Here is an 11699-nt window from a genome sequence, read left to right on the forward strand (position 1 = left end):
CGGGTGGCTACCTCAAGTGTCCGGCAAACAGTTGTTTCGGAGGACCACTGTCGATCGTAAGCTTACCCCTGTCGCCGCTGTCGGCGTGGTCATTTACGAGGAAGATCGACTCATGCCGTTCGGCGGCGCCTTCGCGCCGCTACCGGCGTTGCGGCGGATTACTCCGCTACCACGCCGTTCAGTGCCGCGGTTTGCCGTGCGCTCTCGCGGGCTTCGTCGCTGCAACGCTGATGTTCGCGCGACAGCTTGCGCATCAACGGCAATAGCAGGACCGCCACCAGCGCGCCTACCGCCGCGAGCCAGCCCAACCCGGTGAACAGCTTGGTGTAAAGCGGCAACGATTCGAGCGGATCCATGTCACCCGCCGGCATCTGCGCGAAATTCGCAACCACGCTGCCCAGATATTGCGACACGCCGGTCGCGACGAAGTACGCGCCCATCATGAAACCGCTCATGCGCGCCGGTACGTAGCGCGCGATCATGGCGAGCCCGAGACCGCTCACCAGCAGTTCGCCGAGCGAATACAGGCCGTAGCCGCCCACCATGAACCACGACGACACGCGCCCGTTCACCGCGTAATTTCCGCTCGCCGCGTAGACGAAGAAGCCGGCCGCGACCACGGCGAAACCGAACGCGTACTTCACCGCTACAGGCACGTCCTTGCCGCTCTTCGCGAGTTTCGTATAAAGCAGCGCGAGCAGCGGGCTCAGCAACATGATCCAGATCGGGTTGAGCGCCTGGAATTGCGCGGCGCTCCACGTGAACCACGTCTGGCCGAACAGGATGAAACGCGGATCGACGTTGCGCAGCGCGAACAGCGTGAGCGAGGTCGACATCTGCACGTAGAACACGAAGAACAGGATCACCTGCGCGGTCAGGATCAGCGCGGCAACCAGACCGGAACGCTCCGAGCGTTCGCACTTCACCAGCATGTAGCCGAAGATCGCCAGAATCGCGACGCCCGCCGTGTACACGCAGGCCACCGCGATCGCCTTGTGCTGCAGCACGAACATGGTCGCCGCGCCGAGCGCGAGGCCGCCCAGCGCGACCGCGCCGACGCGCTTCCAGCGCACCGGTTCGGCGTCCGGCGCGGAGCCGATATGCGCGAGCGTGCGGAACATGACGAAGTAGTTCAGCACCGACAGCAGCATTCCCGCGCAGCAGACGGCAAACGCCGTGTGCCAGCCCCAATGGTCCTTGATCCACGGCGTGGCGAGCATCGACACCGTCGAGCCGATGTTGACCGCCATGTAGTAAATCGTGAACGCGCTGTCGATGCGCGCGTCGTCGCCTTCATAGATACGGCGCACGAGATTCGCGGCGTTGGCCTTGAAGAGGCCGTTGCCCACCACGATCACGCCGAGCGACGCGTACATGTAGGCGAGCTGGTCGTTGGGCAGCGCCAGCATGAAATAGCCGACCGACAGCACGCCGGCGCCGAAGATCATGGTGCGGCGCGCACCGAGAATCTTGTCGCCGATCCAGCCGCCGATCGAAGGTGACGCATACACCAGTGCCGTGAATGCGCCCCACGTGAGGGTGGCGTGGCTGTCGCTGAACTGCAGCTTGTCGATCATGAACAGGACCAGCAGCGCGGCCATACCGTAGTAACCGAAGCGCTCCCACATCTCGATCAGAAAGACCGTCGAAAACGAACGGGTCTGCGACACGCGCGCGCCGGGCGGATTGGATGAATTCATCATGTACCTCTTGTTCAAACGGTTGCAGCGTCGCGCGAGCTGGTCGCGCGGCGCGTGAAACGGAATCTGGAAAGACAGCCGGCGACGTCATGCCTATGTGTTGGCGTCGGCGCGAACGCACTCATCCGCGACGGAGCCCCAAACCAGCAGAGAAACCAGAGGATCGGACGGAAACGCGCCTCGCGATACGCGACGAAACAGGTCCGCGTGCGGGACGGCTCGCAGGGAGCGCCCTTGGGGCGCGCGGCGCCACATCGGGCTCGAACTCCGGCGTGCGGAGCGGGCGCAATGATAAAGCATCGTGGCGAACGGAAATGCTGCGGCCCGCAGATGACGGCGGTGCGAGGCAGCGACGGGCGCACGGCCCGCGGCGGGGAAAATCGGCGGTGATGGTCATATCCTTACGCCGGCAGGTGTTCGGTTGGAACGTGCCGGACAGTGCTCCACCGCACAGGATCGCTGCGGGCGGAATGAGAAACTGCGGCCTGACTCGCGTGTGGTATGCACACCCGCGCCCTTCCGCAAGCGGGGCTGATTCTGCAAACAGAAGCATGTCGAGTCACTCAGGGAATTCACTGATTCCGCGTCGACAACCTATGCTTACCGTGCCTTACGGCTTTGCCGCATTGGCGCCTGCGGCCGAAAATAGTCTGTAGTGTCATGCCTTTAATCCTCCTGATACGCAAATTGAATAGACGCGTTGACCGGCGCGCATACTGCAGCCATTTCCGCATCTGCTTTGCCGTTTTCGGAAATAAACGGTCATTTTGGCCGGGTTTAGTTTCGATTCTGGCAACATAGAGTGCTATCTCGAATTGCGGTCTCCTGCATCGCCCGGCGCGGATTAGACCTGCTGCCCCGTCCAGACCGCAATCAAAACATATTTACATATATCAAACAAATTTTGACGGGCTAATTTCCTCCTGCTATGGTCACGACAATTCAAAAGAGCAATCCGGCACTAGAAATCGGCAGCAAGATCCGCGCGCTGCGGCAACGCCTCAAGCGCACGCTGGATGACACGGCAACCGCGGCGGGTATTTCCAAGCCGTTTCTGTCGCAGGTGGAGCGTGGTCTCGCGTCGCCGTCCATCACGTCGTTGGCGGGGATCGCAAACGCACTCGGGGTCACGGTGCAGTATTTCGTCGACACACCCAGCGAGGAACGCTGCGTGAGCCGCGGCGATCAGTTGAGGTTTTTCGGTTTTGCGGATTCGGCCAATCTGTTTGCGCGGCTGACCAACGTGACGGGCGGCCGTCAACTCGAAGCGATCCTGGTGAGGATGCCGCCCGGGCAGAAGCGCTCCGAAGTCACCACGCATGCCGGAGAAGAGTTTATGTATGTGATCGACGGCGAAGTGTCGTTGACACTGGAAGGCAAGACGTTCGTGTTGCACGCGGGAGACAGCGCGCATTACGAATCGACGGTACCGCACAGCTGGGTGAACACCGCGCGCATCGAGTCGGTGGTCGTCTGGGTGGGCACGCCAAGACTGTTCTGAAGAGCAGGCACCTTATCCGGTCGACCCGGCCAGGGATTGCCTGCATTACGAAATGTAAGGAATCCTGCATGTCGCGCTACCAACACGAGCAACAAGGGCCGCCCTGGCCCGAGCAACGCAGCTAGACCGGCGCCCCGGCGCCAGCGCGTTTCTCTCTCGACCTTTCCTGCGATCTCAATCGATGAAAACCCCGTTCGTCTACGCGACGGCGCTAACCGCGCTCGTCCTCACGTTTGCCCCGTCCGCTTTTGCCGTCAACGTGCCGGCCGGCGTCACGCTCGCCGCGAGCCAGGAAATCACCCGGCAGGTGCCGGCTGAAACCGAATCGCTCGACCCCGCGCATATCGAATCGTGGACCGGCAATACGATCGCGCTCGACCTGTTCGAAGGCCTGACGCGCATCGACGCGGCCGGCGCGGTGGTGCCGGGCGTCGCGCAATCGTGGACGCGCACCGGGCCCGATACGTGGGTGTTCAAGCTGCGCCACGATGCGCGCTGGAGCAACGGTCAGCCGGTCACGGCAGCGGACTTCATCTATGCATGGCAGCGCGTGCTCGATCCGAAGACCGGCTCGAAGTACACCGTGCTGGTCGAATTCGTGAAGAACGCCAAGGCGATTCTCGCCGGCAAGGCGCCGCTCACGAGCCTCGCCGCGCGCGCCGTCGATCCGTACACGCTGGAAGTCACTACCGAAGTGCCCGCCGCCTTCTTCCCGCAACTGGCCGCCATGCCGACCATGGCGCCGGTCAACCGCGACGTCGTGACGAAGTTCGGCGGCGAGTGGACCCGGCCGGGCAACTTCGTCGGCAACGGGCCTTACATGCTGACGGACTGGCAGCCGAGCAACCGTCTGGTGGGCACGAAGAGCAAGACGTACTGGAACGCCGGCAAGGTCGTGATCACGAAAGTGACCTACCTGCCGATCGAAAACGACGAAACGGCCATGCGCATGTATCAGGCTGGTCAGTTCGACTACACGTATTCGATCCCCTCCGGCATCTATGCGCAGGTGAGCAGGCAGTTCGGCTCCGAACTGAAAACCGGCCTGCAGATCGCCACTTACTACTACAGCCTGAATAACGAAGACCCGCTGTTCAAGGACAAGCGCGTGCGCCAGGCACTCTCGATGGTGCTCGACCGCGACCTGCTGACCCAGCGCCTCACCGCGGACGGCGAACTGCCGATGTACGGCCTGATTTCCAAGGGCACGCAAGGGGCGGCCGTCTTCAAGCCCGACTGGTCCACGTGGCCGATGCCCAAGCGCGTGGACTACGCCCGCAATCTGCTGAAGCAGGCCGGTTATTCGGAGACCAAGCCGCTCACGTTCACGCTGACCTATAACACCAACGACCTGCACAAGAAGGTGGCGCTCTTCGCCACCTCCGAATGGCGCACCAAGCTCGGCGTGAACGCGAAACTGGAGAACGTCGAATACAAGGTGCTGCTCAAGCAGCGCCACGACGGCAAGGTGCAGGCCTCGCGCGATGGCTGGTTCGTCGACTATAACGACGCCATGTCGTATTTCGATCTGATCCGCTGCAACAGCGTGCAGAACGATCAGCGCTACTGCAACCCGCAAGTGGACAAACTGGTCGATCAGGCCAACCAGCAGCTCGACGACGCGAAGCGCACCGCCCTGCTCACGCAGGCACACGATATGGCGATGAACGACTACCCGCTGGTGCCGCTCTTCCAGTACTCGGCGGACCGGCTGGTGAAGCCGTATGTGGGCGGCTACACGTCGACCAACTACGTCGATCAGCGCGCCACGCAAGACATGTATCTGATCAAGCACTAAGCGCGGGAGCACCGTCATGCTGGCCTATACGCTGCGCCGCACGCTCTGGGCGATCCCGACGATTCTCGCCGTGATCACCGCGTGCTATCTGCTGCTGCATCTCACCCCGGGCGGCCCGTTCGACACCGAGAAGCAACTCTCGGCCGCCGTGCTCGCGAACCTCAACGCCAGGTATCACCTCGACGAACCGTTGTGGCTGCAGTACTTCCACTACCTCGGTTCGCTGCTGCACGGCGACCTCGGGCCGTCGTTCCGCTATGCCGACTGGTCGGTCAACGACCTCGTGTGGAAAGCGCTGCCGGTGAGTCTCGGCGTGGGCGGCGTGTCGGTGCCGATCGCGCTCGTGATCGGCGTCGCGCTCGGCACCGTGGCAGCGGTGCGGCGCGACCGCTTCGTCGATCACTTCGTGATGGTGCTCGGCAATCTCGGCAACGTGGTGCCGCCTTTCGTGCTTGGGCCGGTGCTGGTGTGGATCTTCGCGATCCTGCTGAAGACTTCCGAAGGACACGGCTGGCTGCCGGCCGGCGGCTGGGGCGAAGGCGAATGGCGCTATCGCGTGCTGCCCATCGTGCTGCTGACCATCATCAACGTCGCCGCGATTGCCCGCGTGATGCGCGGCAGCATGATCGAAGTGCTGTCGGGCAACTTCATCCGCACGGCGCGCGCCAAGGGTTTGCCGGGCCGCACGATCGTGTTGCGCCACGCCATGAAGCCGGCGCTGATGCCGGTCGTCTCGCTGCTCGGCTCGATCTGCATCTCGTCGATCACCGCCGCAGTGGTCACCGAATCGGTGTTCGCGCTGCCGGGTCTCGGCCAGCTGGTCGTCAATGGCGCGATCAATCGCGATTACACCCTCGTGCTCGGCCTCGTCGTGCTGACAACCGCAATCGCCGTGCTGTTCAATCTGCTGGTCGACCTCGCGTATGCGTGGCTCGATCCGCGCATCCGGTACTGATCCATGCCCCGCTCAATTCAATCGACTGCCGCGGCGCTCGATCCGCTCGCGGCCATCGCCAGGGCGCCGCGTTCGCGCGGCCCGCTCGCCACCGCCGCGTGGCGCTTCGTGCGCAACCGCGCCGCCTTTGCCGGCTTCGTTGTGCTGATGCTGATCGTGATCGCCTGCGTAGCCGGCCCGTGGTTCCTGCCGAACAATCCGATCGATAGCGACTGGAGCGCGATCAGTCTGCCGCCCACCTTGCAGAACATGCACTGGTTCGGCACCGACGAACTCGGCCGCGATCTGCTCGCGCGCACGCTGCAAGGCGGGCGTGTCTCGCTCGAAGTCGGCCTGCTCGGCACGCTCGTGTCGGGGTTGATCGGCGTCGCGTACGGCGCGACCGCCGGCTATCTGGGCGGCCGCGTCGACGCGGTGATGATGCGGATCGTCGACATGATGTACGCGATTCCCTACATGCTGATCGCGATTCTGATGATGACCATGTTCGGCCGCGCGTTCTATCTGGTCGTGCTCACCATCAGCGCGTTCTCGTGGCTCGACATGGCGCGCGTGGTGCGCGGCCAGACGCTGTCGCTGCGCTCGCGCGAATTCATCGACGCCGCAAAGGCGATCGGCGTGAGTTCGCGTTCGATCATCGCGCGCCACATCGTGCCGAATCTGTTCGGCGTGGTCGTGGTGTATGCGAGCGTGACGGTGCCGAACATCGTGCTGACGGAATCGGTGCTGTCGTTCCTCGGCCTCGGCGTGCAGGAGCCGATGACGAGCTGGGGCGTGCTGATTCAGGACGGCGCGCAGAAGCTCGAATCCATGCCCTGGCTGCTGCTGTGCCCCGCCGTGATGCTGTGCGTGACGCTGTATTGCGTGAATTTCGTCGGCGACGGTTTGCGCGACGCATTCGATCCGAAGGACCGTTGACATGCCGCTACTCGAAGTCAAAGACCTCAGCGTGCGCTTTACGCGCCGCGAAGGCGCACCCGTCGACGCGGTGCAAGGCGTGTCGTTTTCGCTGGAAGCGGGCCGCACGCTCGGCATTGTCGGCGAATCGGGCTCCGGAAAAAGTCAGACCGTGATGGCATTACTGGGGCTGCTGGCCGGCAACGGCAAGGTGTCGGGCAGCGCGACGTATCGCGGCGAAAACCTGCTGACCATGAACGAAGCCGCGCTGAACCGGATTCGCGGCGACCGCATCGGCATGATCTTTCAGGATCCGATGACCTCGCTCAATCCGTTCCTGACGATCGAGCGGCAGATGACCGAGACGTTGCAACTGCACCGCAACATGTCGCGCCGCGAAGCGCGCCGCCGCGCGATCGAAACGCTGGAATCGGTGCGTATTCCGGATGCCGCGCGCCGCATCAACATGTATCCGCACGAATTTTCCGGCGGCATGCGGCAACGCGTGATGATCGCAATGGCCTTGCTTTCCGAACCCGAAATCCTGATTGCCGACGAACCCACCACCGCGCTCGACGTGACCGTGCAGGCGCAGATCATCGAACTGCTGCGCGAACTGAACCGCGAACGCGGCACGGCGATCATTCTGATCACGCACGACATGGGCGTGGTGGCCGGCCTGTGCGACGACGTGATGGTGATGTACGCCGGCCAGACCGTCGAGCAGGCGAGCGCCGCCGCGCTGTTCGCCGCGCCGACGCATCCGTACACGCTCGGCCTGCTGAACGCGCTGCCGCGTCTGACCGACGATGACGACGAGCGTCCGCTGCAAACCATTCCGGGCAATCCGCCGCTGCCCGGCGAGGTCGGCGCGGGCTGCGCGTTCGCGCCGCGCTGCGGGTATTGCACCGAGCGCTGCCGCGAATCGCGCCCGTCCCTTGTTGCTGCAGAAGGCTATCCCGACGCCCTGCGCGCATGCTTTAAACCGGCAGGCGAAATCCTGGAGGCACAACACATATGAACGCCACGCCTATCGCGAATCAGGACGCAGCAACGTTGCTCCGCGTCGACAATCTCAAGGTGCAATTCGGCGTGCCGCGCGGCGGCTTTCCGTGGTCCGGCAAAGCGACGCTGCGCGCGGTGGACGGCGTGTCGTTCAACGTGCGGCGCGGCGAAACCGTGGGCCTTGTCGGCGAATCGGGTTGTGGCAAGTCGACGCTCGCGCGCGCGATCATCGGGCTCGCACCCGTGGCGAGCGGCAGCGTGCGCTGGCTCGGCGACGAAACCGTGCTGCCGGGTGCGCGCCGCGATACATCGCGTTTGCGCCGCGACGTGCAGATGATTTTCCAGGATCCGCTCGCCTCCCTCGATCCGCGCATGACGATCGAACAGATCATCGCCGAACCGTTGACGACGCACGGCCAGGACATCGCGCGCGCCGATGTGCAGCGGCGCGTGCTGACCATACTCGAACGGGTCGGCCTCAACGCGCAGCATCTGCGCCGTTATCCGCACGAGTTCTCCGGCGGCCAGTGCCAGCGGGTAGGCATTGCACGCGCGCTGATCGGCGAGCCGCAACTGGTGATCTGCGACGAGCCGGTGTCCGCGCTCGACGTGTCGATCCAGGCGCAGATCGTCAACCTGTTGCGCGATCTGCAACGCGAATTGTCGCTCTCGTTGTTGTTCGTCGCGCACGATCTGGCCGTGGTGAAAGCGATCAGCCACCGCGTGCTGGTGATGTATCTGGGACGTGTGATGGAGTTCGGCGACAAGCGCGAGGTGTACGGCACGCCGCGCCACCCGTACACGCGGGCGTTGCTCTCGGCCGTGCCGGTGCCCGATCCGGTGGTGGAACGGGCGCGCCGTCATCTGCTGTTGCGCGGCGAGATTGCCTCGCCGCTCAACCCGCCCTCCGGTTGCGCGTTTCGCACGCGCTGCCCGGATGCGATCGAAGCCTGCGGGGAGGAAATTCCGCAACCTGTCACGCGCGGTGCCAATGCGACACGCGTCGCATGCATTCGCGTGGTGGATGCCCCACAGGAAGCCTTTTCGGCCAACCGCTAAAGCAACGAACCTGAGAAGTTAAAACCGTATTCCCGGCGCGGCGAGCCGTCGCGCCGCTGGATGCGTTCGTCCTGTCATCAGCACGACGAACGATAAACGTGGACTGGCTAACCGCCAGCCAAAGATTCATCACAATAATCAGAGACGTATTTCATGAAAGATACCCGATCAAAAAAGCGGTCAAAAAAAACCGGAGCCGCGACTTTCTTTTACTGCGCGTTCACGCTTCCCGCGTTGACGCTAGCCACGAACGCGTATGCCGATGACAGCGTGACGGAGCCCACCTCCAGAACGTCTAAAACTCAAACGCTCGCGCAAACGTTGTCGTCCCCCACGCAACATGCTGCGGACTCGTCGGCGGCGCAAAGCAATCCATCTGGCAAGCGCCGGGCCGACCAGGGCGGCCAGGTGCGTAACGACCAGCCGGACACCACCAATGCCATCGTCAACGCCGAAGCCACTCAGACCGTCTTACCGCCAGTACCGCTGTCGGGCCAGGCAGCGAGCAAGGGTTTCATCGCCGACAGCCATCTGAATCTGCAGTTTCGCAACTATGCCGACTACTTCCAGGCACCGGACACGATCTATCGTCACGCGTGGGTTCAGGGCGTGCAGGCCAACTATGAATCCGGCTACACGCAAGGACCGCTCGGCTTCGGCGTGGACGCCTCGTTGTTCGGCGCGCTCAAGCTCGACGGCGGCAACGGCGCGGGCAACATGGTGCACGTGGGCAAGGACGGCGGCGGTTCGGAACAACTCGCGTGGGCATATCCCGGCATGTACGACATCAAGGGGCGCATTTCGGAAACGGTCGTGAAATACGGGTTGCAGATCGTCACCAACCCGTTCCTCGAACCACACGACAATCGCGCGCTGCCGCCGACTTTTCTCGGCGTCTCGATGGTCAGCAACGATCTCGCGCACACCGAGCTTCAGGCCGGCAGCTTCACCAAGGTCGACGCACGCGGTCACACGAACCTGAGCAATCTCACTACTTCGTATGGCGGCACGCGCATCGATCGCCTCACTTATGTGGGCGGCACGTGGCACTACGCGAAGAACGGCGAGATGGCCCTTTACGTCGATCAGGCCGACGACGTCTGGCGTCAGTACTACGGCTCGGTCGCGCAGTCGTGCGGCGATCCGGCCACGATCAAGTGGAGCGGGCTCGCGAACGTCTATTCGACGCACGACACCGGCGCGTCACGTCAGGGGCACATCAACAGCAACGCCTACAGCGTGTCGGTTTCCGCGCAGCATGGCCCGCATGCGCTCCTGCTCGGTTACCAGCAGGTGCTCGGCGACCAGTTCTTCGACTACGTCAACGAGACCAACGGCATCTACCTGACCAACTCGATGGACGTGGACTACAACGCGCCGCACGAGCAGTCGCTGCAGTTGCGCTATACGTTCGACGGCAAATACGCCGGCGTGCCGGGACTCAAGGCGATGTTCTGGGGGCAATACGGCTGGGGCGCGGATGCGTCGGCCGGCGCGGCGGAGAATGCTTCGCCTTCGGCAGCGCTGCATGATCTCTACTGGAAGAACGGCGAGCCGGTGCATGGCCATCACCACGAGTTCGGCTTCATTCCGAGCTACACGCTGCAAAGCGGACGCTTCAAGGATACGAAGGTCACGTTCATCGCCATGTGGCATAACAGCCAGTACCACTACTCGGATGGCAACAACATGGAATACCGGCTGGTGGTGAATGTGCCGGTGAAGGTCTTCTAAGCGGTTGCAAGCGTTCGAGGCGGCGCAGTTAGCGCGCCGCCTCGTTGAGCGCGCCTGCGCTTATCCCGTGATCCGTTCGGTGGTCATGGCGCGCGACAAGCCATGCATCGGCCTGCGCAACGCGACATCGAACGGGTTGGTTTGCGGGCCGATTGCGTCAGCCTGGCGGCGCAGCAATTCGACCACCATCGGCAGACGGTCGTCGCCGAGACGCGCGGCCAGCGTGCCGACGCTCAACGCGGCGACCGCCACACCGGTGCGATCCAGAATCGGCACCGCGACACCCGCCATGCCGTCGAGCACACCGCTATTGCGCCCCGCATAGCCCAACTGGCGCACGCGTTCGATCTCGGTGCGCAAATACACCTCGTCGAGCACGCCGTAGCCGCGAATTCGCGGCACGTTGAAACGGATGATCTCCTCACGCTCCGCCTCGGGCAAAAACGCGAGAATCGCCAGACTGCCCTGCCCGACACCTAAAGCCACGCGCCCGCCTATATCGCCGGTGAACGAACGGATCGGAAACGGCCCTTCGCAGATGTCGAGGCACACTGCGTCGAAGCTGCTTTTGACGAGTAGAAAGATCGTGTCGCCGAGACTGGCGCACAACCGCAGCAACGCGGGACGGCATAGCGTGCGCATGCCGCTCGGGTTGCCGGCCTGCGCCGCGAGCGCGAAAAAATCCACACTCAGCCGGTACAGCTTGGAGCTTTCGTCCTGTTCGACGATACCCTCCGCGATCAACGCATGCAGGATGCGGTGCACCGTGCCTTGCGTCAATCCGACCGTTTTCGCCAGACGCGTGACACGCCCGCCGTCGGGCTGCGCCTCGGACAATGCGCGAATCACCGCGAACGCACGTTCCAGCATGCCGGGGCCGGGAGTGCCACCCGGCTCGGCCACGGCGGTGTCGGTATCTCGTTTGGCGGCAACTTTCATCTTTCTGGCTCTGAATTATTTCATTGACCGAAACACTATAAAGCGTTTTATCCTCAAATGGAATCTGGGAACATCCCGCTCGTAGAGACGTTGTGCCGATAATTCATAGGG

Annotated in this window: 9 protein-coding genes; 7 read left to right on the top strand and 2 right to left on the bottom strand. The window is 63.2% G+C overall.

Features of this window, described 5'->3' with window-relative positions:
* Positions 1-158: 158 nt before the first annotated feature.
* Positions 159-1700 (bottom strand): peptide MFS transporter, encoded by a 1542-nt coding sequence (locus tag NE850_RS21385; RefSeq protein WP_007177971.1) that lies wholly within the window; start codon positions 1698-1700, stop codon positions 159-161.
* Positions 1701-2628: 928 nt separating this feature from the next.
* On the opposite strand from NE850_RS21385, the gene NE850_RS21390 reads away from it, so the two are divergent.
* The 7 genes from NE850_RS21390 (at position 2629) to NE850_RS21420 (ending at position 10649) form a co-directional block, all read left to right on the top strand.
* Positions 2629-3201: a cupin domain-containing protein gene (locus tag NE850_RS21390; protein ID WP_007177972.1), complete on the top strand. Its 573-nt coding sequence runs from the start codon at positions 2629-2631 to the stop codon at positions 3199-3201.
* 181 nt (positions 3202-3382) lie between these two features.
* Positions 3383-4999 carry a peptide ABC transporter substrate-binding protein gene (locus tag NE850_RS21395; RefSeq protein WP_310699384.1) on the top strand — a complete coding sequence of 539 codons (1617 nt, stop codon included), beginning with the start codon at positions 3383-3385 and terminating at the stop codon, positions 4997-4999.
* A gap of 16 nt (positions 5000-5015) precedes the next feature.
* The gene (locus NE850_RS21400; RefSeq protein WP_165189077.1) at positions 5016-5954 is read left to right on the top strand and encodes an ABC transporter permease subunit; all 939 of its coding nucleotides are present in this window, start codon (positions 5016-5018) and stop codon (positions 5952-5954) included.
* A gap of 3 nt (positions 5955-5957) precedes the next feature.
* Complete coding sequence (locus NE850_RS21405; RefSeq protein ID WP_007177975.1) at positions 5958-6872, top strand: ABC transporter permease; 915 nt, start codon at positions 5958-5960, stop codon at positions 6870-6872.
* Position 6873: 1 nt separating this feature from the next.
* Positions 6874-7872: an ABC transporter ATP-binding protein gene (locus tag NE850_RS21410; protein WP_007177976.1), complete on the top strand. Its 999-nt coding sequence runs from the start codon at positions 6874-6876 to the stop codon at positions 7870-7872.
* Entirely contained in the window at positions 7869-8915 is a 1047-nt protein-coding gene (locus NE850_RS21415) for an ABC transporter ATP-binding protein (protein WP_007177977.1), read from the top strand. Before NE850_RS21410 ends, NE850_RS21415 begins: the two co-directional genes overlap by 4 nt.
* Before the next feature lie 153 nt (positions 8916-9068).
* Positions 9069-10649 (top strand): OprD family outer membrane porin, encoded by a 1581-nt coding sequence (locus NE850_RS21420; protein WP_007177978.1) that lies wholly within the window; start codon positions 9069-9071, stop codon positions 10647-10649.
* 60 nt (positions 10650-10709) lie between these two features.
* Here NE850_RS21420 and NE850_RS21425 read toward each other — a convergent pair whose 3' ends face one another.
* A complete protein-coding gene (locus NE850_RS21425; RefSeq protein ID WP_007177979.1) occupies positions 10710-11588 on the bottom strand; it encodes an IclR family transcriptional regulator in 879 nt (292 codons plus the stop codon).
* Between the last annotated feature and the right edge of the window lie 111 nt (positions 11589-11699).

It is taken from the genome of Paraburkholderia sp. USG1 (assembly GCF_031570135.1).
In the GTDB taxonomy this organism is placed as follows: Bacteria; Pseudomonadota; Gammaproteobacteria; order Burkholderiales; family Burkholderiaceae; genus Paraburkholderia; species Paraburkholderia dioscoreae.

Coding starts and splice junctions, on each gene's coding strand:
- NE850_RS21395 (WP_310699384.1), top strand. CDS start 3,383: ATGAAAACCCCGTTCGTCTACGCGACGGCGCTAACCGCGCTCGTCCTC.
- NE850_RS21390 (WP_007177972.1), top strand. CDS start 2,629: ATGGTCACGACAATTCAAAAGAGCAATCCGGCACTAGAAATCGGCAGC.
- NE850_RS21405 (WP_007177975.1), top strand. CDS start 5,958: ATGCCCCGCTCAATTCAATCGACTGCCGCGGCGCTCGATCCGCTCGCG.
- NE850_RS21410 (WP_007177976.1), top strand. CDS start 6,874: ATGCCGCTACTCGAAGTCAAAGACCTCAGCGTGCGCTTTACGCGCCGC.
- NE850_RS21415 (WP_007177977.1), top strand. CDS start 7,869: ATGAACGCCACGCCTATCGCGAATCAGGACGCAGCAACGTTGCTCCGC.
- NE850_RS21385 (WP_007177971.1), bottom strand. CDS start 1,700: ATGAATTCATCCAATCCGCCCGGCGCGCGCGTGTCGCAGACCCGTTCG.
- NE850_RS21425 (WP_007177979.1), bottom strand. CDS start 11,588: ATGAAAGTTGCCGCCAAACGAGATACCGACACCGCCGTGGCCGAGCCG.
- NE850_RS21400 (WP_165189077.1), top strand. CDS start 5,016: ATGCTGGCCTATACGCTGCGCCGCACGCTCTGGGCGATCCCGACGATT.
- NE850_RS21420 (WP_007177978.1), top strand. CDS start 9,069: ATGAAAGATACCCGATCAAAAAAGCGGTCAAAAAAAACCGGAGCCGCG.